The organism is Massilia eburnea (genome assembly GCF_009720745.1).
Lineage (GTDB): Bacteria > Pseudomonadota > Gammaproteobacteria > Burkholderiales > Burkholderiaceae_D > Rugamonas > Rugamonas eburnea.
Map to the genome: position 1 here is coordinate 210,301 of NZ_WNKX01000006.1, position 23,736 is coordinate 234,036.

Annotated in this window: 18 protein-coding genes; 5 read left to right on the forward strand and 13 right to left on the reverse strand. The window is 61.2% G+C overall.

Features of this window, described 5'->3' with window-relative positions:
* Positions 1-44: 44 nt before the first annotated feature.
* The 10 genes from ileS to GM658_RS10345 all read right to left on the reverse strand — a co-directional run bounded on the left by ileS (position 45) and on the right by GM658_RS10345 (position 12,996).
* A complete protein-coding gene (gene ileS / locus GM658_RS10300; RefSeq protein ID WP_155453950.1) occupies positions 45-2,909 on the reverse strand; it encodes an isoleucine--tRNA ligase in 2,865 nt (954 codons plus the stop codon).
* A 17-nt stretch (positions 2,910-2,926) separates the two neighbouring features.
* The gene (locus tag GM658_RS10305) at positions 2,927-3,871 is read right to left on the reverse strand and encodes a bifunctional riboflavin kinase/FAD synthetase (protein WP_155453951.1); all 945 of its coding nucleotides are present in this window, start codon (positions 3,869-3,871) and stop codon (positions 2,927-2,929) included.
* A gap of 113 nt (positions 3,872-3,984) precedes the next feature.
* Positions 3,985-5,199 (reverse strand): tetratricopeptide repeat protein, encoded by a 1,215-nt coding sequence (locus GM658_RS10310; protein WP_229416847.1) that lies wholly within the window; start codon positions 5,197-5,199, stop codon positions 3,985-3,987.
* 84 nt (positions 5,200-5,283) lie between these two features.
* On the reverse strand, positions 5,284-5,706 hold the full coding sequence (locus tag GM658_RS10315) for an ExbD/TolR family protein (protein ID WP_155453952.1): 423 nt from the start codon (positions 5,704-5,706) through the stop codon (positions 5,284-5,286).
* A 57-nt stretch (positions 5,707-5,763) separates the two neighbouring features.
* A complete protein-coding gene (locus tag GM658_RS10320; protein ID WP_155453953.1) occupies positions 5,764-6,189 on the reverse strand; it encodes an ExbD/TolR family protein in 426 nt (141 codons plus the stop codon).
* 4 nt (positions 6,190-6,193) lie between these two features.
* Complete coding sequence (locus tag GM658_RS10325) at positions 6,194-7,099, reverse strand: MotA/TolQ/ExbB proton channel family protein (RefSeq protein ID WP_170298760.1); 906 nt, start codon at positions 7,097-7,099, stop codon at positions 6,194-6,196.
* Positions 7,100-7,187: 88 nt separating this feature from the next.
* Positions 7,188-7,850, reverse strand: coding sequence for an energy transducer TonB (locus tag GM658_RS10330; protein WP_155453954.1), 663 nt, complete (start codon positions 7,848-7,850; stop codon positions 7,188-7,190).
* Between the two features lie 365 nt (positions 7,851-8,215).
* Positions 8,216-9,745, reverse strand: coding sequence for a SpoVR family protein (locus GM658_RS10335; RefSeq protein WP_155454048.1), 1,530 nt, complete (start codon positions 9,743-9,745; stop codon positions 8,216-8,218).
* 10 nt (positions 9,746-9,755) lie between these two features.
* Positions 9,756-11,024 carry a YeaH/YhbH family protein gene (locus GM658_RS10340; protein ID WP_155453955.1) on the reverse strand — a complete coding sequence of 423 codons (1,269 nt, stop codon included), beginning with the start codon at positions 11,022-11,024 and terminating at the stop codon, positions 9,756-9,758.
* A 49-nt stretch (positions 11,025-11,073) separates the two neighbouring features.
* A complete protein-coding gene (locus GM658_RS10345; RefSeq protein ID WP_057260456.1) occupies positions 11,074-12,996 on the reverse strand; it encodes a PrkA family serine protein kinase in 1,923 nt (640 codons plus the stop codon).
* Between the two features lie 340 nt (positions 12,997-13,336).
* Here GM658_RS10345 and GM658_RS10350 point away from each other — a divergent pair, with 340 nt between their 5' ends.
* Positions 13,337-14,350 (forward strand): adenosine deaminase, encoded by a 1,014-nt coding sequence (locus GM658_RS10350; protein ID WP_155453956.1) that lies wholly within the window; start codon positions 13,337-13,339, stop codon positions 14,348-14,350.
* Positions 14,351-14,353: 3 nt separating this feature from the next.
* Entirely contained in the window at positions 14,354-16,879 is a 2,526-nt protein-coding gene (locus tag GM658_RS10355) for an ABC transporter permease (RefSeq protein WP_155453957.1), read from the forward strand.
* On the opposite strand, the gene GM658_RS10360 is transcribed toward GM658_RS10355, so the two are convergent.
* Entirely contained in the window at positions 16,876-17,880 is a 1,005-nt protein-coding gene (locus tag GM658_RS10360) for a response regulator (protein ID WP_155453958.1), read from the reverse strand. The two genes, GM658_RS10355 and GM658_RS10360, sit on opposite strands and share 4 nt — an antisense overlap.
* Complete coding sequence (locus GM658_RS10365) at positions 17,877-19,112, reverse strand: sensor histidine kinase (RefSeq protein ID WP_155453959.1); 1,236 nt, start codon at positions 19,110-19,112, stop codon at positions 17,877-17,879. Before GM658_RS10365 ends, GM658_RS10360 begins: the two co-directional genes overlap by 4 nt.
* 91 nt (positions 19,113-19,203) lie before the next feature.
* Here GM658_RS10365 and GM658_RS10370 point away from each other — a divergent pair, with 91 nt between their 5' ends.
* Genes GM658_RS10370 through GM658_RS10380 form a run of 3 tightly spaced genes read left to right on the forward strand, consistent with a single transcriptional unit; the run spans position 19,204 to position 21,830 of the window.
* Positions 19,204-19,596, forward strand: a complete 393-nt coding sequence (locus tag GM658_RS10370; protein ID WP_229416848.1) for a group II truncated hemoglobin — start codon at positions 19,204-19,206, stop codon at positions 19,594-19,596.
* A complete protein-coding gene (locus tag GM658_RS10375; RefSeq protein ID WP_155453961.1) occupies positions 19,596-20,855 on the forward strand; it encodes a DNA recombination protein RmuC in 1,260 nt (419 codons plus the stop codon). The genes GM658_RS10370 and GM658_RS10375 overlap by 1 nt, the downstream gene beginning before the upstream one ends.
* Before the next feature lie 33 nt (positions 20,856-20,888).
* Positions 20,889-21,830 (forward strand): ABC transporter substrate-binding protein, encoded by a 942-nt coding sequence (locus GM658_RS10380; protein ID WP_155453962.1) that lies wholly within the window; start codon positions 20,889-20,891, stop codon positions 21,828-21,830.
* Between the two features lie 13 nt (positions 21,831-21,843).
* On the opposite strand, the gene moeA is transcribed toward GM658_RS10380, so the two are convergent.
* Entirely contained in the window at positions 21,844-23,733 is a 1,890-nt protein-coding gene (gene moeA, locus GM658_RS10385) for a molybdopterin molybdotransferase MoeA (protein ID WP_155453963.1), read from the reverse strand.
* Positions 23,734-23,736 lie beyond the last annotated feature (3 nt).

Consider the following 23,736-nt stretch of genomic DNA (forward strand, 5'->3'; position numbering starts at 1 on the left):
GACTTTGGGTCTGACCCTTGGGTCTGACCCGGGTTTACCGGGATTTAGGCGAACTTGCGGCTTTCGCCAGCGCCAAACAGGTTGGAGTAGCAACGCCCGCACAGGCCTGGATGGTCGGCGTGCGAGCCCACGTCCGCGCGGTAGTGCCAGCAGCGCTCGCACTTCTGCGCGGTCGATGCGGCCACGTTCACCGCTTCATCCGCTTCGGATGCCACTTCCACCGCCTTCGCCAGCGAGGTGATGAAGATGAACTTCAAATCGTCATCCAGCGAAGCCAGCGCTTTGAACTTGTCGCCGGCAGCCTTGATCTCCAGTTCCGCCTGCAGCGAAGAACCAATTGCGCCCGAGCCGCGCAGCTCTTCCAGCTGCTTGGTCACGTCCGCGCGCACGGCGATGATGGTCGCATATTTGGCCAGCAGGCCTTCGGCGCCTGCCAGTTCCGGCAGCTGCCACCAGGTCTGGGTGTAGATGGTCTCGTCGCTGGCCTTGAACGCTTCGGCGCCGGCGAACGATGCCCAAGCTTCTTCTGCGGTGAAGCACAGGATCGGGGCCATCAGGCGCAGCAGCGACTGGGTGATGTGCCACAGCGCGGTCTGCGCGGAACGGCGGGCCTTGGAGTCCACGGCGCTGGTGTACAGGCGGTCCTTCAGGATGTCCAGGTAGAAGCCGCCCAGGTCCTCGGAGCAGAAGTTCTGCAGCTTGGAGACCACCGGGTGGAACTCATAGCGCTCATAGTGGCGCGCCAGGTCGGCCTGCAGCGCGGCCATATTGGCCAGCGCGTAGCGGTCGATTTCCAGCAACTCGGCTACCGGCACGGCGTTTGCCTTCGGATCGAAGTCCGAGGTATTGGCCAGCAGGAAGCGCAAGGTGTTGCGGATGCGGCGGTACGACTCGGTCACGCGCTTCAGGATCTCGTCGGAGATCGACAGCTCGGAGGTGTAGTCGGTGGCGGCAACCCACAGGCGCAGGATGTCGGCGCCCAGTGTGTCGGAGACCTTCTGCGGCGCGACGGTGTTGCCGATCGACTTCGACATCTTCTTGCCTTCGCCGTCGACCACGAAGCCGTGGGTCAGCAGCGCCTTGTACGGCGGGCGGCCGTTCAGCATCGAAGAGGTCAGCAGCGAGGAGTGGAACCAGCCGCGGTGCTGGTCGGAGCCTTCCAGGTACAGGTCGGCCGGGAAGTGCGACTGTTCCGGATGCGAGCCGCGCAGCACGGTCTGGTGCGTGCAGCCGGAGTCGAACCACACGTCCAGCGTGTCCTTGTTCTTCACATAGTGTTCGGCTTCCGCGCCCAGCAGGGTCGCCGCATCCAGCGCCTGCCAGGCGTCGATGCCGCCTTGCTCGATCAGCTTGGCCACCTGCTCCAGCAGTTCAGGGGTGCGCGGGTGCAGCTCGCCGGTTTCCTTGTGGATGAAGACGGCCATCGGCACGCCCCACTGGCGCTGGCGCGACAGGGTCCAGTCCGGGCGGTTGGCGATCATGCCGTGCAGGCGCGCCTTGCCCCAGTCAGGGAAGAATTCGGTGGCTTCGATGCCTTCCAGCGCGGTTTCGCGCAGGGTGGAACCGCCGTCCAGCGGCTGGATGTCCATGCCGGCGAACCACTGCGAGGTGGCGCGGTAGACGATTGGGGTCTTGTGGCGCCAGCAGTGCATGTAGCTGTGGTCGAACATCTTCAGTTCGAACAGGGCGCCCGCTTCGCGCAGCGCTTCGCAGATCGGCTTGGACGCTTCCCAGATGGTCATGCCGCCGAACAGCGGCAGGGATGGGATGTATTTGCCGTCGCCCATCACCGGCTTGAGGATTTCGTCATCCTTCATGCCGTGCGATTTGCAGGAGATGAAGTCGTCCTGGCCGTAGGCTGGCGCGGAGTGCACCACGCCGGTACCGCTTTCAGTGGTCACGTAGTCGGCGATGTAGACCGGCGACAGGCGGTTGTAGAACGCGTCGCGTGCATGCAGCGGGTGCTTGAAGGCGATGCCGGCCAGCTTGTCGCCGGTTGCGGTGGCGATGATCGTGCCTTCCAGCTTGTAGCGCTGCAGGCAGGCTTCCACCAGGTCTTTCGCCAGGATCAGCATCAGCGGCTTGCCATCGCGTTCGCTCTGCACCAGCGCGTAGGTCACCTCGTGGTGCATGTTCAGGGCCTGGTTGGACGGGATGGTCCACGGGGTAGTGGTCCAGATCACCACGAAGCCGTCGCCGGTGGGCAGGGCAGGCAGGCCGAAGGCGGCTGCCAGCTTGTCGTGTTCATGGAATGGGAAGCCGACGTCGATGGCCGGGTCGCGCTTGTCCTTGTACTCCACTTCCGCTTCCGCCAGCGCGGAGCCGCAGTCAAAGCACCAGTTGACCGGTTTCAGGCCGCGGTAGACGTAGCCCTTCTCCAGCAGCTTGCCCAGGGCGCGCAGTTCGTCGGCCTCGTTACCGAAGTTCATGGTCAGGTATGGGTTGTCCCATTCACCCAGCACGCCCAGGCGGATGAAATCCTTTTTCTGGCGCTCGACCTGCTCGTAGGCGTAGGCGCGCGCCTTGGTCAGCACTTCGGCGGTCGGCAGGTTCTTGCCGAACAGTTTTTCGATCTGGATCTCGATCGGCATTCCGTGACAGTCCCAGCCCGGCACGTAAGGCGCGTCGAAGCCGGACAGGGTGCGCGACTTGACCACGATGTCCTTCAGGATCTTGTTGACGGCGTGGCCGATGTGGATGTCGCCGTTGGCGTAGGGAGGGCCGTCATGCAGCACGAATTTCGGGCGGCCTTTGGATGCCTTGCGCACGCGCTCGTAGATCTTCTTGTCCTGCCATTGCTTGACCCAGCCCGGCTCGCGCTTGGCCAGGTCGCCGCGCATCGGGAATGGGGTTTCGGTCATGTTGACCGGGTATTTGCTCTCTTGCTTTTTGGGTTTGTTGTCGGACATGATAAGTAGCTCTAGTTCTAGTTTCGGGTGGCGAAGAAGGCGCGCGCTTGGCCGGCGTCGCGCTCGATGGCTTTGACCAGGGTAGGCAGGTCAACGAACTTTTCTTCGTCACGTATCTTTTGCAGGAATTCGACGCGCACCACCTTGCCGTAGCAGTTCTGGGCGAAGTCGAAGACATGGACTTCCAGCAGCACGCGGCCGGCGTCTTCCACCGTCGGGCGCACGCCCAGGCTGGCCACGGCCGGCAGCGGCTTGCCGCCCAGGCCGTGCACCTGCACGATGAAGATGCCGGAGAGGGCAGGGCGGTGCGGCACGCGCAGGTTCAGCGTCGGGAAGCCGATATCGCGTCCCAGCTTGGCGCCATGGATCACATGGCCGGAAATCGAATAAGGATGGCCCAGCAGCGCTTGCGCGTGCTGGAAATCGCCTTCCGCCAGCGCAGCGCGCACGGCAGAGGAGGACACGCGGGTTTCGCCGTTACGCACGGTCGGCAGCACTTCGACTTCGAAACCGTACTGCTTGCCGGCTTCGGCCAGCAGGGCGACATTGCCGGCGCGCTTGGCGCCGTAGCAGAAATCGTCGCCCACCATCAGCCATTTGACGTGCAGGCCTTCAACCAGCACCTTCTCGACGAAGGCTTGCGGCGATTGGCTGGCGAAGGCATCGCAGAAGTGCTCGACGATCACACGGTCGACGCCATTGTTCTCCAGCGCCTGCAGCTTGTCGCGCAGGTTGGCGATGCGCGGCGGCGCCTTGGACATATCGCCCAGCTTGTGGGCGAAGAATTCGCGCGGGTGCGGCTCGAAGGTCATCACGGCCGATTCCAGGCCCAGGCGATCGGCGGCCGCGCGTACGCGCGCCAGCAACGCCTGGTGGCCGCGGTGGACACCGTCGAAGTTGCCGATCGTTAAGGCGCAGGGCGCACGCGCCGCTGCATTGGGAAGTCCGCGAAATACCTTCATGTAGATTGCTTTATATTGCTGCGAGGCTCAAATGCTTGATTATACGTTCTCAAAGACAAAAAGCGCTGCCTGCGGGTGCAGGCAGCGCTTTTCTTGGCTCAGCCCGGCTTTGTTTAGACCGGGTTGTTAATGTACATGGTCCAGTAGCGGGCCAGTTCCGGCTCGCCAGCGGTACCTTTCACCGACTTCAGGGTGCTGATGGCAGCAGCCTTCTTGCCGGCGATGTACTGGGCCACACCGTAGTGCAGCTTCATTTCTTCAGGCTTGCGGCCGGTACCCAGCTTGATCGCTTCTTCCATCAGCTTCAGGCCTTCGGCGCCTTTGCCTTCAGCAACCAGGGCGTAACCCAGGTTGGCCAGGCCGTCAGCATCTTTTTCCTTGGTGAAGGTAGCTTCCTGGGTGGCTGCGTTCTTCTGCAGGTCGGCCTGGGTCTTCAGGGCCAGGTCTTTCAGGCGCTGGTGGCGGCCGGCGTCGGCGCCGGTGCCCAGGGCGCCCTTCTTGTAGCCTTCGTCAACGATCTTCAGGGCTTCAGCCGGGTTGCCGGCTTGCAGGGCCAGCTGGCCCATTTCCATGAATTCAGACGGCTTGGTGATCTGCTTCAGGGCCAGCTTGAGGCGCATCACGTCCAGGTTCAGGGACGAGGAGAAGCCTGGCTTGCCAACCACGCGGTTCAGCAGGTCAGCCCAGTAGGAGGCCTTTGGATAGGATGCTGCCAGCTTTTCCAGGGTCTGCACGTAGCCAGCCTTGTCGTTCTGCTTCAGCTGGATGTTGGCCAGCATTTGCAGGCTGCCTTCGGACTTGGCGCCCTGCAGTTCCTTGGCAGCTTCGTTCAGCTTGCCGCTCTGGTAGTAGGTCTGGATCAGCTGTTCCTTCATCGCAGCGTTGTTAGGATTGTCCTTCAACACTTTCTGGATGTAGGTAATGGCTTTTGGATAGTCGCGGGCGCGCAGATAGATGCTGGCCAGCGCTTCAGTAATCTTGGGCGCCTGGGCCGGCGACAGCTTAGGCGAAGCCAGCACAGCTTCGAAAGCGCGGGCGGCGGTCTCGTTTTCGCCGGCGGCGATCGCTGCGGAGCCGCGGGTGTACTCAATCTGGAACTTTTCCAGTTCGGACTTGCCACCAACCGCGTCGGCTTCCTTCAGTTTCGCCAGGGCTTCCTTGTTTTTGCCGGAGGACATCAGTTTTTGCGCTTCCTGCAGTGGCTTGCCCACTTCAGGGCGCACGTTCTCGGCATAGGCGATGGACGACAGGCCAACCATAGGAACGGCAGCGTTGAAACCGATAGCGGCCATTACCAGGCCGAGATGTGCCAGACGAAACTTAATCATGGGGTGATTTTCTTTCTTCAAAATGCGAAATAGGCAGGATAACCTGCCTATTTGGGAAAATAAAGGGTGTTTTGGCCCAATTATTTACTGGAACTGCTCGTTACCGACCAGACCAATCTTGGTGACGCCGAGACGCTGTGCCGAAGCCATCACGCCAGCAACCACCTTGTAGCTCACCAGCTTGTTCGGACGCAGGTGCACTTCAGGCTGGTCAGCCTGTGCAGCTACAGCCACCAGCTTGTTTTCCAGGGCTGGGCGGTCAGGAACGACCACGTTATCCCACAGAATGGTGCCGTCGAAGTCAACGTCGATGGTCACGACCACAGGTTCCTTGGTTGGCGGTGGCGGGGTGCCGACCGGCATGTTCAGGTTAACCGAGTGGTTGGCTTTTGGAATGGTGATGATCAGCATAACGATCAGAACCAGCATGACGTCGATCATCGGCGTCATGTTCATTTCCATCATTGGTTCCGCATCGCCGCCGGAACTGCCTGCGCTCATACTCATGAATTGTGTTCCTTTTCAGAAGACCGCCCCCGATGTTGCCGGGGGCGGCTGGTTCCCTTACTGCTTATCAGGTGGTTCGGTAATGAAACCGACCTTCTGGATGCCAGCGCGCTGAGTGGTGTAGATCACTCGGCCGATCGATTCATATTTCGCGTCTTTGTCGCCGCGGATATGGACTTCAGGCTGAGGCAACTTCACAGCTTCCTCTTTCAGAAAATCGAACAGCTCATTCGAGTCGCGCATTTTCTTCTGGTTCCAGTAGATGTCGCCATCTTTGTTAACAGTGATGTTGACGTCTTCTGGTTTGGTCTGGATCGCCTGGTTGATCTCTTCCGGCAGACTGATTTTCTGCAGTTTGAGAACGACCGGGCTCGTAATCAGGAAGATGATCAGCAGCACCAGCATGATGTCCACGAGCGGAGTCGTGTTGATCTCACTGTTGAGCTTATCTTCTCCGCCTTCGGAGCCTACAGACATCGACATGGTATTAACCTACTTTTTTCGACGCAGCGCTCGAGGTGGACATCGCGCCGGAGATCAGCACGGAGTGCACGTCAGCCGAGAAGGCGTTCACGTCTTCCATTGCTGCCTTGTTACGACGCAGCAGCCAGTTGTAACCCAGAACGGCAGGAACTGCGACCAGCAGACCGAAAGCGGTCATGATCAGCGCTTCACCCACTGGACCTGCAACTTTGTCGATGGATGCGTTACCGGTCATACCGATGTTGGTCAGCGCGCCGTAAATACCCCAGACGGTACCGAACAGGCCGATGAACGGAGCGGTGGAACCAACGGTTGCCAGGAAGGACAGGCCATCGGACAGACGGGACTGAACTTTGTCAACAGCGCGTTGGATGGACATGGTCACCCAGGTCGACAGGTCGATCTGTTCCAGCAGGGCGCCGTCGTGGTGGGCAGTTGCCTTGGTGCCGGATTCAGCGATGAAGCGGAATGGGGAACCTTCGGTCAGGGTTGCGGTGCCGGCAGCGATCGAGGATGCTTTCCAGAACTTGGCAGAGGTTTCTTTCTGCTGCTTGAAGATCTTCTGCTGGTCGATGACCTTGGTCACGATGATGTACCAGGAACCGATCGACATGATCGAGAGGATGATCAGGGTAGCACGGGAAACGAAGCCGCCTTCCCACACTGCGGACAGACCGAATGGGTTCTCGACTTCTTCTTTAGCGGCTGGAGCAGCGGCAGCTGGAGCTGCTGGTGCTGGAGCGGCTGCCGCGTCGGCTGCTGGAGCTGCAGGTGCGTCAGCGGCAGGAGCCGAAGCGGCGGCCGAGGCAGGAGCGTCAGCCATTGCTGGCGCGCTAACCAGGGCAGTAGCTGCGGTCACCGAGAACAGCACAGCGGCCAGTACAGCGGACAAACGGGTATTCTTAAACATGCTTCCTCCAAATTTGAAAAATTATCAGTTCGCTGGCTTAAACGACAACGAGACTTACTTAGTTGCGAGACGGTGAGTTGTCTCTGGTTTATTCCAGCGTCCAGACATACTGCATCTGTTGCCAGCCTTCTTGCGGCTTGCCGTCTACCGTCGCAGGCTTGAATTTGCACTTGGAAATACCAACTTGTGCAGCCTTGTCCAGGTCACGGAAACCACTAGATTTCACTACTTTTGCCTCAGCGACGTGGCCGTCGGTACCGATCAGGAAGGACATGGTCACAGTGCCAGTCTCTTCATTACGCAGCGACGACTTCGGCCATTCTGGTTTGGCGCAGGTGCTGAAGTCGACCACAGCCGGGGTACGAACACCAGTTGCTGCAGGAGCTGCAGGAGCTGGCGCCGCTGGAGGGGCTGGGCGAATATCGGTGTTTGCCGGCTTCACGCTGGTCGCGTTGGCGATCACGTTCTGCGCTGGCGGCGGTTGCTGCACGTTCACTTCAACCGGAGGAATGAATGGCGGTGGTGGTGCCTTCATCTCTGGTGGAGGTGGCGGTGGCGGCAGTTCTTTTGGCGGAGGCGGGGCTACCTCCTCGATGATCTTGGTCTCCACCGGTTCGATCATCTTGCTGATCATTTTCTTGCCCAGGCCAGATACGATGCCGTAACCAGCTAACAGGTGCAGGACTACGACGAACGCGATGCCCGTATAGTTCTTTTTCCCGGCAATTTTCTCGTTATCACTGAAATTCATGCCTGCTTTCTCCAATACCAACTCTTGTTTGCTACTTTTTAAACCCCCAAAATAGCGACACAAAGCTACAGCCGCATCCGGGACGTCGGCGAATTATACATACGAATTTTGGATTTTTGCATAGAATTTTGTCCTGAAAACCGTTTAAATTTCATGCTCTTAGCCCCATATTAGCAGGCTGTTACCAGACTACTGCAAAGTGGTCTGGCAGAAAAAGCAAGAGAAAATTGACCATTTTTTCGGCTCTTCGATTGATCTTCATCACTTTTTTCATAGGACAAAAGAATCAACGCCAGCATTGCTGGAAGAGCAGACGAAATTCGGTGAAGTGTGTTGCTTCGACGAAACTCTGTCAAAAGCGGGGCTCAGATCACCCGGTTGCGCTTCTCGCGCTTGCACTCGATGGTGCTGACCACCTGGCCATCCGGCGATACCGTATCCAGGTGGACGTCGAAACCCCAGAGGCGGGCCACATGTTTCAGGACTTCGTTGGCCTGCTGGTTGAGGGGACGGCGGTTGTACTGCGTGTGGCGCAGTGTCAGGGCGCGGTCGTCGCGGGTATTGACCGACCACACCTGTATATTAGGCTCGCGGTTGCCCAGGTTGTACTGGTCGGCCAGCATTTGCCGCACATAGCGGTAGCCCAGTTCATCATGGATGGCCGAGACGGCCAGCTTGTCGTTCTTGTCGTCGTCCAGTACAGCGAAGAAGTGGAACTCGCGGATCAGGCGCGGCGATAAGTACTGCGCAATGAATGATTCATCCTTGAAATTTCGCATCGCAAAGTCGAGCGTCTTCTTCCAGTCGCTGCCGGCGATATCGGGGAACCATTCGCGGTCTTCCTCGCTCGGGTTCTCGCAGATGCGGCGGATGTCGGACATCATCGCAAAGCCCAGTGCATAGGGATTGATGCCATTGTAGTAAGGGCTGTGCACCGGCGGCTGGTATACCACGTTGGTATGGCTCTTCAAGAATTCCATCATGAAGCCATCGCCGACCACGCCCTCATCGTACAACTGGTTGAGGATGGTGTAGTGCCAGAAGGTGGCCCAGCCTTCGTTCATCACCTGGGTCTGGCGCTGCGGATAGAAGTACTGGCTGATCTTGCGCACGATGCGCACGATCTCGCGCTGCCAGGGTTCCAGCAGCGGCGCGTACTTCTCAATAAAGTAGAGCAGGTTTTCTTCCGGCTCCTGCGGGAAGCGCGGCGCCGGCTTGTCGACCGCTTCTTCTTCGCGCCGCGGCACGGTGCGCCACAGCTCGTTGATTTGTGACTGCAAGTAAGCTTCGCGCTCCTTTTGTTTCATTTGCTCTTGAGCCAGCGAGAGCTTGGCAGGCCGCTTGTAGCGGTCGACGCCGTAGTGCTGGATGGCATGGCAGGAGTCGAGCAGCAGTTCAACCGCATCGATGCCGTGCCGCTGTTCGCATTCGGTGATGTAATTCTTGGCGAACAGCATGTAATCGATGATGGCGTCCGCGTCGGTCCAGGTCTTGAACAGGTAGTTGCCCTTGAAGAAGGAATTGTGGCCATAGGCTGCGTGCGCGATCACCAGCGCCTGCATGGTCAGGCTGTTTTCCTCCATCAGGTAGGCGATGCAGGGGTTGGAGTTGATGACGATCTCATACGCCAGTCCCATTTGGCCGCGCCTGTAGCCTTTCTCAGTGGCAAGGAAGTGCTTGCCGAAGGACCAGTGCGCATAGGACACCGGCATGCCGACCGAGGTGTAGGCATCCATCATTTGCTCGGCGGTAATGATCTCCAGCTGGTTGGGGTAGGTGTCCAGGCCGAAGTTTTGCGCCACGCGGCGGATTTCCTCGTGCGCCTGCTCGATCAGTTCGAAAGTCCATTCCGACTGCTCCGGCAGCGCGCGCGGATGGGGAGGGCGGCGGGTCATCTGGTTCATACTATTTAGGCTGCTTCTTGAACAGTTCGCGGAACACCGGGTAGATGTCGGCCGGCGTGACTATCTTCTGCATGGCAAAGTGCTGGTGGTATTCCGGCACCTGCGCATACTGCTCCCACAGGTTCTGTGGCGGGCCATCTGTGATTTCGACGTAGGTGTAGTACTGCACCTTGGGCATGATGGTGTTGACCAGCAGCTGCCGGCACAGCACGGAGTCGTTGTCCCAGTTGTCGCCGTCGGAAGCTTGCGCCACATAGGCGTTCCAGCTGCCGCCGCCGAAGCGCTCGTCCAGGATCTTGTTCAGCAGGTGCAGGGCGGAGGACACGACAGTGCCGCCCGATTCGCGCGAGTGGAAGAATTCGTTTTCGTCCACTTCCGACGCGGCCGTATGGTGGCGGATGAACACCACTTCGATCTTGTCGTACACACGCTTGAGGAAGAGGTAGAGCAGGATGAAGAAACGCTTGGCGGTATCCTTGCGCTGCTCGTCCATCGAACCCGACACGTCCATGATGCAGAACATCACCGCCTGCGTCATCGGCTTCGGCACCTTGATGCGGTTGGAATAGCGCAGGTCGAAGGGGTCGATGTAGGGAATGGCCAGCAGCCGCGTGTGCAGGTGGTGGATCAGCTTCTTCAGCTCGATCACGTGCGGGTCATCCAGCGGAGCGCCCGCCACCAGCAATTCTTCCAGTTCGCGCTCGGCTTCGATCAGGCGCTTGCGCGAACTGCCGCCCACCGCGATGCGGCGGCCCAGTGCGCCGCGCAGGGAGCGCAGCACGTGGATATTGGAAGGCGTACCCGACACCGTGTAGCCGGCGCGCTGCGGCTTGAACTCCGTGGTGGCCGTCAGCTGGGTCTTGATCATATGCGGCAGTTCCAGGTCCTCGAAGAAGTAGTTCATGAATTCTTCGCGCGACAGTTCGAAGATGAAATCATCCTCGGTAGTCTGGTCGCTGTTGCCTGCGCGGCCGCGGCCGCTGCCCCCGCCGCCTTTGGGGCGGTTGATCAAGTCGCCTTTCTGGTATTCCTGGTTGCCGGGGTTCACTACTTCCCAGACCCCGCCGTGGGCGTGGCCGAACGAGGGCTCGTTCACGTCCTTGACGGGAATGGATACTTTTTCGCCATTCTCGATGTCGGTGATCGAGCGCCCCTTGATGGCACGCCCGACCGCATCCTTGATCTGGCCCTTGTAACGCCGCAAAAATCGTTCGCGGTTGACCGCGGACTTGTTCTTGCCCTGCAAACGACGGTCGATGAGGTAAGTCATGTTCCTCCTGCCTGCTTGATTGGCGCGTCCTGATTATCCACCTTTTATATCAGGACGACTTCCTCACGCGCAGATACCACTCACACAGCAGCCGGACCTGCTTGGCCGTGTATCCTTTTTCCACCATGCGCGCCACGAAGTCGGCGTGCTTGTTGGCATCCTCGGCGCTGGCCTTGGCGTTGAAGGAGATCACCGGCAGCAGTTCCTCCGTATTGGAGAACATTTTCTTCTCGATCACCGTACGGAACTTCTCATAGCTGGTCCAGGCCGGGTTCTTGCCGCCGTTATTGGCGCGTGCACGCAGGCCAAAGTTGACGATCTCATTACGGAAGTCTTTCGGGTTCGAAATCCCGGCCGGCTTCTCGATTTTCTCCAGCTCGTTGTTCAGCGATTCGCGGTCGAAGCTTTCGCCGGTATCCGGATCGCGGTATTCCTGGTCCTGGATCCAGAAGTCGGCAAAGGTCACGTAGCGGTCGAAGATGTTCTGTCCGTATTCGGAGTAGCTCTCCAGGTAGGCAGTCTGGATTTCCTTGCCGATGAACTCGACGTAGCGCTGGGCCAGGTGCTCTTTTATATAGGAGAAGTACTTTTGCTCGGTCTCGGGCGGGAATTGCTCGCGCTCGACTTGCTGTTCCAGCACGTAGAGCAGGTGCACCGGATTGGCCGCCACCTCGGTCGAGTCGAAGTTGAAGACTTTGGACAGGATCTTGAAGGCAAAGCGCGTCGACAGCCCGCTCATGCCCTCGTCGACGCCGGCATAGTCCACGTATTCGTGGATGGACTTGGCTTTCGGGTCGGTATCCTTGAGGTTTTCACCGTCATATACCAGCATCTTGCTGAAAATACTGGAGTTTTCCGGCTCTTTCAGGCGCGACAGGATGGCGAACTGCGACATCATGCGCAGCGTGCCGGGGGCGCAAGGCGCCTTGTCGAGCGAGGAATTATGCAGAAGTTTCTCGTAAATCTTGATTTCATCAGTGACGCGCAGGCAGTACGGCACCTTCACGATATAAATACGGTCGAGGAATGCCTCGTTATTGCGGTTGTTCTTGAAGCTCTTCCACTCGGACTCATTCGAGTGCGCCAGGATGATGCCCTCGAAGGGGATGGCGCCAAAGCCCTCGGTACCCTTGTAATTGCCTTCCTGCGTAGCGGTCAGCAGCGGGTGCAGCACCTTGATCGGCGCCTTGAACATTTCGACGAATTCCATCAGGCCCTGGTTGGCCAGGCACAGGCCGCCGGAGTAGCTGTAGGCGTCCGGATCATCCTGGGCATAGTCTTCCAGCTTGCGGATATCGACCTTGCCGACCAGGGAGGAAATATCCTGGTTGTTTTCGTCGCCCGGTTCGGTCTTGGAAATGGCGGTCTGCTTCAGCACCGACGGGTAGCGCTTGACTACGCGGAACTGGTTGATATCGCCGTTGAACTCATGCAGGCGCTTGACGGCCCAAGGCGAAGGGATGTTACGCAGGTAGCGGCGCGGGATGCCGTAGTCTTCTTCCAGGATGGTGCCGTCTTCCGCCTCGCTGAACAGACCGAGCGGCGATTCGTTCACCGGCGAGCCTTTCAGGCAGTAGAAGGGTACTTCTTCCATCAATTGCTTGAGTTTTTCCGCAATCGAGGACTTGCCGCCGCCGACTGGCCCCAGCAGGTAGAGGATCTGCTTGCGCTCCTCCAGGCCTTGCGCCGCGTGGCGGAAATAGGCCACGACCTGCTCAATGACGTCTTCCATGCCGTAGAACTCGCGGAAGGCGGGATAAATCTTGATGACCTTGTTGGCGAAGATGCGGGACAGGCGCGTATCGTTGCGCGTATCGACCAGGGTGGGTTCGCCGATCGCAGCCAGCATGCGCTCTGCCGCCGACGCGTAGGTCAGGCGGTCTTTTTTGCAAAGCGCGAGATATTCGGAGAGCGACATCTCCTCTTCTTTGGTGCGCTCGTAGCGTGCTGCGTAGTTGTCAAAAATGGTCATGTGAATGTCCTTTAATGAAAAATCTACTCGTCACATGGTCGGCAGTCGAAGCTATGGGCTGCAGGCCTGCTCAATGCTTTGCCAGCTTGCTTGAGGTGCCAGGGATTGCCCGAGGCTCAGAGCTGGATCATTATTAGCCGGCGGGGGGATGGTTGCCGGGCTCGAAACGCATCTTACGTTGATGAAATTTATTATTGCTCTATTGGATGTAGAAGTAAAGCTGGTAGTACAGCCAGCGCCGATCCCCTCGCATATGGCACCACAGTAGCACGGCTGGCCCGACTCTGCAGCACATGTGAAGTATGATGTTCAAACTGTCCAAAGCGAGAGAGAACAAAAAATGACTACCCAAATGCGCTCCATCGTGCAGAACATGCCGAAGGCCGAACTGCACATCCACATCGAAGGCTCGCTGGAGCCGGAATTGATCTTCGCGCTGGCCCAGCGCAATGGCGTCAAGCTTGCCTATCAGTCAGTGGAAGAACTGCGTGCCGCGTATGCCTTCACCAACCTGCAATCCTTCCTCGACATCTACTATGCCGGCGCCAGCGTGCTGTTGAAAGAGCAGGATTTTTATGACATGACAATGGCCTACCTGCAGCGTGCCAAGGCCGATCACGTGCGCCACGCGGAAATCTTCTTTGATCCGCAAACCCACACTGCGCGCGGCGTGCCGATGGCCGATGTGATTAACGGTATCCACCGCGCTGCGACCGAAGGGCCAATCAGCGCGAAGCTGATCCTGTGTTTCCTGCGCCACCTGAGCGAGGAAGACGCGCTCGCCACGCTGGAAGCGGCTCTGCCATTCCGCGAACAATTCATCGGCGTCGGCCTTGATTCTTCCGAAGTGGGCCACCCGCCGGAAAAATTCGCCCGCGTGTTCGCGCGCGCCCGCGACCTGGGACTGCACCTGGTGGCCCATGCCGGCGAGGAAGGCCCGCCTGCCTATATCGAAACCGCTGTCGACCTGCTCAAGGTGGAACGCGTCGACCACGGCGTGCGCTGCCTGGAAGATCCTGCGCTGACCCGCCGGCTGGCGGCGCTGCGCATGCCGCTGACTGTCTGCCCGCTGTCGAACACCAAGCTGCGCGTGTTCGACCAGATGAAGGACCACAACCTGCTGGACCTGCTCGACGCCGGCCTGGTAGCCATGGTCAACTCGGACGATCCGGCCTACTTCGGCGGCTATATGAACGACAACTTCGTTGCCGTCTTCGATGCGCTGCCGCTCGGCCTGGCCCACGCCCACCAGCTGGCGCGCAACAGCTTCGAAGCTTCCTTCCTGCCGGCGCAGGAAAAACAGAAGTACCTGGACGAAGTCGATACCTATTTCTCTGCTTTCAACGTGGTCTAACGCATGTTTCGACAAGCCCTGAGGATGACGGCGCGCGACTGGCGCGCCGGGCAACTGCGCTTCCTGCTGGTGGCGCTGGTCGTGGCGGTGGCGGCGCTGTCGGCCGCCGGCTTCTTTATCGACCGTTTGCGTGCTGGCCTGAACCGCGATGCGCACCAATTGCTGGGCGCCGACCTGGTGGTGGTCGCCGATAACGCGATCCCCGCCGCATGGCGCGAAGAAGCGCAGCGGCGCGGCTTGCTGGTGGCCGACACGCAGGCCTTCCCCAGTATGGCGCAGGCAGGGCAGAGCGATGCGGCGCGATCCGTGCTGGTGACGCTGAAGGCGGTCAGCCCGGGCTATCCGCTGCGCGGGCGCGTCAAAGTCAACACCGATCTGGCGCAAGCCAATGAAAGCATCGGAACACCCGCGCCAGCCGCGCCGGAAGCCGGCACGGCGTGGATCGACCCGGCGCTGGCAAACGCGCTGGACGTGGCGGTCGGCGGTACGCTGCAATTGGGCGACAAGCAGTTCCGCGTCGCGCAGCTGATCGCAGCGGAGCCCGACCGCGGCGGAGGCTTCGTCAATTTCGCGCCGCGCGTGTTCATTGCGCTGTCCGACCTTCCCGCAACCAACCTGGTGCAGGATGGCTCGCGCGTTGGATACCGGCTGATGGTGGCCGGCCCTGGCGCAAGCTCCAGGCCGGCACAGGAATACGGCGACTGGCTGCGCGCCCTGATCAAGAAAGACAATGTGCGCGGCGTGCGCATCGAATCGCTGGAAGAAGGGCGTCCCGAAATGAGCGCCACGCTGGACCGGGCCGACCGCTTCCTGTCGCTGGTCGGCCTGCTGTCGGCCATGCTGGCCGCCGTGGCTGTGGCGATGGCCGCGCGCCGTTTCATGCAGCGCCACCTCGACTCCTGCGCCATGCTGCGCTGCCTGGGGCTGACGCAAAACCAGGTGACCTTGATTTACCTGGTCGAATTCCTGCTCGTCGGCCTGGCCGGCAGCGCGCTGGGCGTGCTAGCAGGCTTCGGCGCCCATTACGTGCTGCTGCAACTGCTGGGGAGCCTGGTCGCCGCCGACATCCCGGCGCCAAGCGTGCTGCCGGCGCTGCAAGGCATGGCCACCGGCATGCTGCTGCTGGCAGGTTTCGCATTGCCGCCTGTCCTGCAGCTGCGGAACGTGCCGCACAACCGCGTGATCCGGCGCGAAGCTGCCGCGCCCAAGCCAGCCGCGCTGGCAACGTATGGCCTGGGCATCGCCGCCTTCGGCGCATTGCTGCTGTGGCAATCGAATGACCTCAAGCTGGCCGGCGTGACCGGCGGCGGCTTCCTGCTTGGCTATGGCGTGTTCGCGCTGGTGGGCTGGCTCGGCTTGCAGGCCTTGCGTCCCTTGCGCAACGCCTTCCCGCACCAGGCCTGGCGCTTCGCCGTGACCTCGCTGCGGCGCCGGCCCGGTGCGACCGTGGTGCAGGTCGTGTCGCTCTCGCTGGGGCTGATGGCGCTATTGCTGCTGACAGTGGTGCGCGGCGATCTGATGTCCGCCTGGCGCAACACCATGCCGCCGGATGCACCGAACCGCTTCATCATCAACATCCAGCCGGACCAGAAGGACGCGATTGCCGCCCGCCTGAAGCAGGCAGGCGTGAAGGAAGTGACGATGTTCCCAATGATCCGCGGCCGGCTGGTTGCAGTGAACGATAAAGTCATCACCAGCCAGACCTACACTGACGAACGCGCGCGCGGGCTGGCCGAACGCGAATTCAACCTGTCGACGATGACCGGCATACCGCCGCAGAACCAGGTCACCGCTGGCAAATGGGAGATGAACGGCAGCGCCGGCGAAGCCTCGGTGGAAGAAGGCCTGGCCAAGACGCTGGGCCTGAAGATGGGCGACACCATGCGCTTCGACATCGCCGGCTCGCCGGTGGATGTGAAAATCACCAGCCTGCGCAAATTGGAGTGGGGCTCGATGCGGGTGAACTTCTTCGTCATCATCAATCCAGCCGTCATGGCCGACACGCCGCAGACCTGGATTACCGCCTTCCACCTGCCGAAGGAGGGACTCGCCGCCGGCAATGCGCTGTCGCGGGAATTCCCCAACCTGACCATCATCGACGTGGGCGGCGTACTGCGCCAGGTGCAATCGGTGCTGGACCAGGTGATCCAGGCGGTGGAATTCCTGTTCGCGTTCACGCTGTTGTCCGGCGTGCTGGTGCTGTATGCAGCGCTGATGGGCTCCCAGGACGAACGCCGCCGTGAAGCCGGCCTGCTGCGCGCCCTGGGCGCTACCCGCCGCCAGCTCTCGCAAGCGCAATTGATCGAGTTCATGCTGGTGGGCGGCCTCGGGGGACTATTGGCCGCGACCGGCGCCGGCCTGATGGGATGGGGCCTTGCCACCTACCAGTTCAAGTTCGCCTGGACCTTCAGCCCGATGGTATGGCTGGCCGGCCTGCTGGCAGGCGCCATCTGCGCCGTGATTGGCGGCTGGCTGGGCCTGCGCAACGTCCTCAAGCAGCCGCCGCTGCAAACGCTGCGCGAAGCTTAAAAGGAGAAAGCCGCGAGGGGCGGGGTGTGCTGGCGCAGGAATTCTGCGTAGGGGGTGGGGGCGATGTCGAGCAGGGCGGGTTCGATTTCGAACAGTGCCCAGTAGTAGGTTTCCAGTCCGCGGCACACCTGCGGCGGTTTGCAGTAGCGGTGCCAGTGCTGGCCGACTTCGTCGGAATACATCCCGTCCGGCGGGAAGAATGGCAGCATGCGCTTTTCTTCCAGTGCTTGCACCAGCGAGCAGGGGGCGCCGCTGTCACGTGCCATTTCTACCTGCGATTCGTAACCGCGCTCCGTTTCCACCACCATCAGCTGGGCCGAACCGTCGGCTTTGAAGAACAGGATGCCGCTCGGGCTGGGGAAGGGGTAGTGTTCGACGAAGCCGTGTTCCTGGTACAGCTGCTGCACCACCTGCGCCAGTGCGCCGCAGCGCAGGAAGCTGAATTCATGCAGCACCAGCATGTCCAGCAGCGTTTCCGACTGCTCCTGGAAGAAGGCCTTCTGCAATGCTGCGACTTCCTCTTCCAGCCGGTCGAGCGCGTCGTCGGCGCTTTTCTTGATGTAGCGGTCGATCAGGCCTCGGTTGAAGGCGTCCACCGCGATCTTTTCATCGGCCTGGCCGGTGAACAGGATCTTCTTGCATGGCAGGTGCTGGATCGCCTGGCAGAACGCTACGCCGTTCATTTGCGGCATCGAGTAGTCCACCACCAGCACGGATGGAATCGAGAAGCGCTGGCGCTGGCCTGAGATGCGGTAAATCCGCTCCAGGTCCACCGCCACGTTGCGCTGCTCGGCCGATTGGTTGGGATTGTCGAAATCCACCTGCAGCGGCAGCTCGCTGCTGCCGGCATTGGCCTTGAACCATTCCAGGGCCTGCAGCGGGTCGTGGAAGCACACGCTGGCCTGCATCGGGTCGAGCTGGAATACGAGGCTGTGGAGGAAAGTATCGCTGTCGTCCACCAGGACGGTCATGGTTGGGTGGGCGTAAACGGGCAGTTTCATGTTAAACGGCTGGCTTGTAAGGGAAATTCAAGCACAAAGATAGCATATGCGTGCTCGCGGGAGACACAATGAAGCCGCGCCGCCCACGCTTGCATCACCTGGCGGCACAATGCCAGGCCGATACCGGCGCCATTATGCTCTGGATATGTGAAGAAGCGTTGGAAAATTTGCGGCAGATGTTGCGCCGCAATACCGCAGCCCGTATCGATCACGAGTAAGCGTGGCAATGGCCGGCAGCCGTCGATGACAATCCTGACCCGCCCCTTGCCGGCGCGCTGCACCGCCTGCAGCGCATTGCGCAGCAGGTTCAGCAGCAGCATGATGGCCAGTTCATTCTGGCCGCCAAAGCGGAAATCGCTGCGCACCTGCAGCGCCACCAGCTGGCGCTGGGCCTCGCCGGTGAACGGGTAGCGCCGCAGCGCAGCTTCCACCGTATCGAGCATGGATACGCTTTCGTGCGGGTCCAGATGCTGCCTGACCGCCTGCGCGCTGAGCAGGAACAGGTCGATCATGTGGTTCATGTGGCGCACTTCGTACTGCATGCGCCCCAGCGCCTGGCGCATGGCGGGATTTTCCTGGCCGGCGCGCTGTTGCATACGCGACAAGCCACGGACATTGGCATCCAGGCTGGCCAGTGGCGTGCGCATTTCGTGCGCCACGGCGCCCAAGCCCTCGCCCAGGCCGTCCAGCTTTTCTTCCTCCAGTGCCTTGCGGCTCTGCGAAAACACAAACATCCAGCCGACCAGGAACAGCTGCACCGGCAGCAGCTGCAGCACGGACGTCGACAGCAGCGCACCGTCGGCGCCCATTGCCGCCGCCAGCATTATTGCTGCCGTCATGCCGACCGCCGCCACCCGCAGCGCGATGCGGAAGTCGAAATGGAACAGGGCCACCAGCATCACGAGCATCACTTGCGACCAGGTGACGTTGGCGCCGTTCATCAGGAACATGAAGGTGCAAAAGAAGGGCAGTTCGTAGGTCATGAGCACCAGGGTGTAGCGCTCGCGCTGGCGCGCGGGCAGGCGCCGGGCGAGCAGCCCACCCAGGGCGAGCGCGGTACCGACCACGCGCGCCGCCAGGCTTTCATAAGGCTGCGGCAGCAGCCAGCCAAAGAAGGCGAAATAAAGCGGGAAGCAAATAATGCCCAGCCAGCTCAATGCGGCCAGGCGCAGGTCGGCGATTTCCTCGGCGCTGCGGGCGTGCAGCTTGGTACGGATCAGGCGTCGAATCATCTGGCCATGATGGCGGTTTGCGGGAGTAATTTGCGCAGAATCGGCATGAAGCTTGATCCACATCAATACGACCATGCGCTATCATGGAGCCATGAATGATGAAGCACGCACCTTATACGAAGTCATCGGCGGCGCCACCAAGCTGCGCGAGATGGTTGACCGTTTTTACGACCTGATGGAGCTGGAGCCGGAATTCGCCGGCATCCGCGCCATGCACCCGCCGAGCACCGACGGCTCGCGCGACAAGCTGTTCTGGTTCCTGAGCGGCTGGATGGGCGGACCCGACCTGTTCATTGAACGTTTCGGCCACCCGCGCCTGCGCGCCCGCCACCTGCCTTTCGCGGTGGGTTCCAGTGAGCGCGACCAGTGGCTGCGCTGCATGGCGTGGGCGATGCAGGATGTCGGCATTGCCGAAGACCTGCGCCTGCGGCTGATGGAGTCCTTCTACCAGACCGCCGACTGGATGCGGAACAAGGCCGATTGATGGAGCTGACCATCCTGCTGGCGCTGGCCGCCGTCATCATCGTCCTGCAAATCGTTACCCTGTTGCGCAGCCGCGGCGGCGATGTCGCCGACCAGCTGGACCGCGTCGAACGCGAGGTGCGCCTGCAGTTGCAGGCCACGGCCCAGGCGCAGCGCCAGGAGATGGGCAATATGCTGGCCCAGTCCCATGGCGCCACCGTGCAGCAGCTGGAAACCATGCGGCGCCAGATCGAAGTGCTGACCGAATCGAACACGCGCCGGCTGCTGGAGGTGCGGGTGGCGCTGGAAACCAAGATGCGCGAGCTGCAGGCCGATAACGGCCAGCGACTGGAAGAAATGCGCAAGACGGTGGACGAAAAGCTGCATGAAACGCTGGAAACGCGCCTGACCGAATCGTTCCGCCAGGTGTCCGAGCGCCTGGAGCGCGTGCACCAGGGCCTGGGCGAGATGCAGCAGCTGGCGCTGGGCGTGGGCGACCTGAAACGCGTGCTGACCAATGTGAAAACGCGCGGCACCTGGGGCGAGGTCCAGCTGGAAATGCTGCTCGAGCAGATCCTCACGCCGGAACAATACGCCAAGAACGTCGAGACTATTCCTGGCTCCAATGCGCGTGTCGAATTCGCGCTCAAGCTGCCGGGCCAGAAAGAGGGCGGGGCGCCGGTATGGATGCCGATTGACGCCAAGTTCCCGAAAGAGCAGTACGAACGTTTGCTGGAAGCGGCCGACCGCGCCGATGCCGAAGGCGTAGCCGCGGCAGGCCGCGAACTGGAACGCGCCGTGCGAGGCGAGGCGAAAACCATCGCCGAGAAATACGTCTCGCCGCCGCTCACCACCGATTTCGCCATCCTGTTCCTGCCGACCGAAGGCCTGTATGCGGAAGTGATGCGCCGTCCCGGCCTGGCCGACGAACTGCAGCGGGTGAACCGCGTCAGCATCGCCGGCCCGTCCACGCTGAGCGCACTGCTGAATAGCCTGCAAATGGGCTTCCGCACGCTGGCGCTGGAAAAACGCTCGTCCGAGGTATGGCAAGTGCTGGGTGCTGTGAAAACCGAATTCGCCAAATTCGGCGATGTCCTCGCCGCAACCAAGTCAACCCTGGAACGCGCCGCCCGCAATATTGAAAACGCCGAAGTGCGCAGCCGCCAGATGGCGCGCAAGCTCAAGTCCGTTGAGGCGCTGCCGGCGGAAGCCGCCCTGCTGATGCTGGGCTCCCAGGATGGCACGGAAACTGAAGAGGATGCCGCCGGCAGCGCCAACTAGGAGGAGACGGCTGAGGCGTAAAATAGCAGGATCATGAAACGCTGGTTTTCATTCTTGCTGGCTTGCATTGCGCTGGTAATCTGCCCAGTGCTGGCCAAGGATCTGGACATTGTCTTTATTCCAAAGTCGCGCGACCAGGTTTTCTGGACTTTCATGCGGCAGGGTGTCGAACGCGCCATGCGCGAAGATGGGCATGTCAAGCTGACCTGGCGCGGCCCGGCGCACAACGACGATATCGATTCGCAGATCGATATCCTGCACATTTATTCCAAGCCGGGCGTCGACGCCATCATCATCGCGGCGACCGATCGCAGCCGCCTGCTTGCTTCTGTCGAGCAGGCCGCCGCCCTGGGAATCAAAATCGTGGCTGTCGATTCGGCGCTCGACGGCAAAGCACACAGCAATCTCATCACCACCAATAATTACGCGGCGGGCCGGTTGGCGGCGGAACGCCTGGCCGGCTTGCTGAACCGGGAAGGCTCGGTAGCAGTTTTGCGTACCATCCAGGGCAGCGCATCGACGGACGACCGGGCCGATGGCTTTCTTGATTACATGAAGAAGCATGCTCCGCGCATCCAGGTCATCGCCGATGAATATGGCGGCGGCACGCGCGGCAAGGCGGCACGCAGCGCAGTGCTGTTACTGGAAAAGCACCCGCGCGTCGATGGAATTTTTGCCGTCAATGAATCGACCAGCGACGGCATGCTGCGGGCGCTGCGTCAGGCGGGCCTTGTGGGCAGGAAGAAATTTGTCGGTTTCGACACGACTGATTTTTTGCTGGAAGGCCTGGGGAAGCAGGAAATCGACGGCTTGGTGGTACAGGATCCGCGCCAGATGGGTTATCTCGCGATGAAAGCGGCGGTAGCGGCTGCGCGGGGGGCGCCGTTCAAGGAGCAAACCATCCTGACGGAGACGGTCCTGGTCACGCGGGACAACTTCCGGAATCCGGAAATCCAGACTTTACTCGTCCCTTAGCGCCGTCCCCGCGCTAGACCAGGCCTTCGAAAACGATCACGTCCACCAGGTCACCCTCGGCGACATTGCCTTGCTCGTCGTGCAGCACCACCATGCAGTTCGCTTCCGACATCGAGCGCAGGATGCCGGAGCCTTGCGAGCCGGTGATGCGCACTTCGCGCGTACCGTCGAGGGCGGTGCTGAGGATGCCACGCTGGTATTCTGTTCGGCCGGGCTTTTTGCGGATCGCTTTGGCGCAACGCGCTTGCAGCAGCTGGTCGCCGGGCGAGTCGGCGCCCATCATGCGCAGCAGGGCGTGGCGGGCGAAGAAGTAGAAAGTCACCATGACGGCGACCGGGTTGCCGGGCAAGCCAAACAGGTAGGCGCTGTGGCCGCTGGAGCGGATGCGGCCGAAGGCCATCGGGCGCCCGGGGCGCATGCCGATTTTCCAGAAGTGCACGTCGCCCAGCGTCGCCATCACCTGCTTGGTGTAGTCGGCCGCGCCGACCGAGACGCCGCCGGAGGTAATCACGGCGTCGGCGCATTCGCAGGCGGTGCGCAGCGCTTCTTCCAGCGATGCCGCGTCGTCTTTCACGATGCCCATGTCCACGATGTCGCAACCCAGGCGCTGCAGCATGCCGAACAGGGTGTAGCGGTTGCTGTCGTAGACGCAGCTTTCGGCCAGCGCTTCGCCGATCGAGCGCAGTTCGTCGCCGGTGGAGAAGAAGGCCACGCGCAGGCGGCGCTGCACCGGCAGTTCGGCCAGGCCGAGCGAGGCGACCAGGCCAAGGTCCGCCGGGCGGATGACTTTGCCCTTGCGCAGGGCAGGCCTGCCGGCGGCCAGGTCTTCGCCCTTGAAGCGGCGGTTGTCGCCGGTGCGTACGGAATTCGGCGCGATCGTCACGGCGACGTCGCTCATGTCCGCCGCCAGTTCTTGCGGCAGCACGGTGTCGCAGCCATCCGGCATGACGCCGCCGGTCATGATGCGCACGCATTCGCCGGGGCCGGGCTTGAGCGCGGATGGGCGGCCGGCGTAGGCGGTGCCAATGACCTGCAGTGTGGTATTCGCGTCGGCCTTGAGCTGGCTGCCGGCAAAGGCGAAACCATCCATGGCGGAGTTATCGTGCGCGGGGACGTTGATGGGCGAGACGATGTCCGCTGCCAGCACGCGGTCCAGCGCACTGCGCAGTGCGACCTTTTCGATGCCGCGCACCGGCTGGATGAAGTCGCGGATGATGCGCTGCGCGTTACGCACAGGCAGCGCATCCGGGTCGTAGCCGGACAGGCAGCTGGCCACTTCCTTCAGCGAAGGATTGGCGCCGGCTTCTTCTTCCGTTTGCAGTTCGGCCAGCGTATTGATGTTGCGGAATGCGGCGGCATCGCTGAACAGCACTTCCGCTACCTTGATCGCCTTGTACCAGCCATCCATCTTGCGCGAGCCGGTTTTCAGGTAATCGTCGAGGGCGGGCAGGGCGCTCTTGCGCACCAGGCAGAAGACGGGGTGCACCTGCGTGCGCGATTTGCCGTCTTCATCGGTTTCCAGCGTGGATGCCACTGCCAGGTCGGCGCCTTGCGCGTTCAAGGCTTCGTACAGGCGTTGCGCCAGGTCGGCCGGCAAGAAGGGCGAATCGCAGGGCGCGGTCAGCAGCAAATCGGTAGGGCAATGACGCAGGCCGGTCTGCAGGCCGGCCAGCGGGCCTTCGTAGCCTTCCAGTTCGTCGGGCAGCACCTCCACGCCCAGCGCGCTGTAGGCGCCGAGGTTGCGGTTGGCGTTGATGGTGACGCTGGCCACTTGCGGGGCCAGGCGCTGCAGCACATGGGAGGCCAGCGTGCCGCCGCGGAATGGCTGCAAGCCTTTGTCCACGCGGCCCATGCGGGTGCCGCGGCCGCCCGCCAGTATCAATGCACTGATGCTGTTTTCCATCGC

What these genes read in the sequence shown, in the direction of transcription:
- GM658_RS10330 (WP_155453954.1), bottom strand. Translation starts at nt 7,850, where the DNA reads ATGAATTTCAGTGATAACGAGAAAATTGCCGGGAAAAAGAACTATACG.
- GM658_RS10305 (WP_155453951.1), bottom strand. Translation starts at nt 3,871, where the DNA reads ATGAAGGTATTTCGCGGACTTCCCAATGCAGCGGCGCGTGCGCCCTGC.
- GM658_RS10360 (WP_155453958.1), bottom strand. Translation starts at nt 17,880, where the DNA reads ATGAAACTGCCCGTTTACGCCCACCCAACCATGACCGTCCTGGTGGAC.
- GM658_RS10355 (WP_155453957.1), top strand. Translation starts at nt 14,354, where the DNA reads ATGTTTCGACAAGCCCTGAGGATGACGGCGCGCGACTGGCGCGCCGGG.
- GM658_RS10365 (WP_155453959.1), bottom strand. Translation starts at nt 19,112, where the DNA reads ATGATTCGACGCCTGATCCGTACCAAGCTGCACGCCCGCAGCGCCGAG.
- GM658_RS10375 (WP_155453961.1), top strand. Translation starts at nt 19,596, where the DNA reads ATGGAGCTGACCATCCTGCTGGCGCTGGCCGCCGTCATCATCGTCCTG.
- GM658_RS10310 (WP_229416847.1), bottom strand. Translation starts at nt 5,199, where the DNA reads ATGATTAAGTTTCGTCTGGCACATCTCGGCCTGGTAATGGCCGCTATC.
- GM658_RS10325 (WP_170298760.1), bottom strand. Translation starts at nt 7,099, where the DNA reads ATGTTTAAGAATACCCGTTTGTCCGCTGTACTGGCCGCTGTGCTGTTC.
- GM658_RS10340 (WP_155453955.1), bottom strand. Translation starts at nt 11,024, where the DNA reads ATGACTTACCTCATCGACCGTCGTTTGCAGGGCAAGAACAAGTCCGCG.
- ileS (WP_155453950.1), bottom strand. Translation starts at nt 2,909, where the DNA reads ATGTCCGACAACAAACCCAAAAAGCAAGAGAGCAAATACCCGGTCAAC.
- GM658_RS10345 (WP_057260456.1), bottom strand. Translation starts at nt 12,996, where the DNA reads ATGACCATTTTTGACAACTACGCAGCACGCTACGAGCGCACCAAAGAA.
- moeA (WP_155453963.1), bottom strand. Translation starts at nt 23,733, where the DNA reads ATGGAAAACAGCATCAGTGCATTGATACTGGCGGGCGGCCGCGGCACC.
- GM658_RS10370 (WP_229416848.1), top strand. Translation starts at nt 19,204, where the DNA reads ATGAATGATGAAGCACGCACCTTATACGAAGTCATCGGCGGCGCCACC.
- GM658_RS10320 (WP_155453953.1), bottom strand. Translation starts at nt 6,189, where the DNA reads ATGTCGATGTCTGTAGGCTCCGAAGGCGGAGAAGATAAGCTCAACAGT.
- GM658_RS10335 (WP_155454048.1), bottom strand. Translation starts at nt 9,745, where the DNA reads ATGACCCGCCGCCCTCCCCATCCGCGCGCGCTGCCGGAGCAGTCGGAA.
- GM658_RS10380 (WP_155453962.1), top strand. Translation starts at nt 20,889, where the DNA reads ATGAAACGCTGGTTTTCATTCTTGCTGGCTTGCATTGCGCTGGTAATC.
- GM658_RS10315 (WP_155453952.1), bottom strand. Translation starts at nt 5,706, where the DNA reads ATGAGTATGAGCGCAGGCAGTTCCGGCGGCGATGCGGAACCAATGATG.
- GM658_RS10350 (WP_155453956.1), top strand. Translation starts at nt 13,337, where the DNA reads ATGACTACCCAAATGCGCTCCATCGTGCAGAACATGCCGAAGGCCGAA.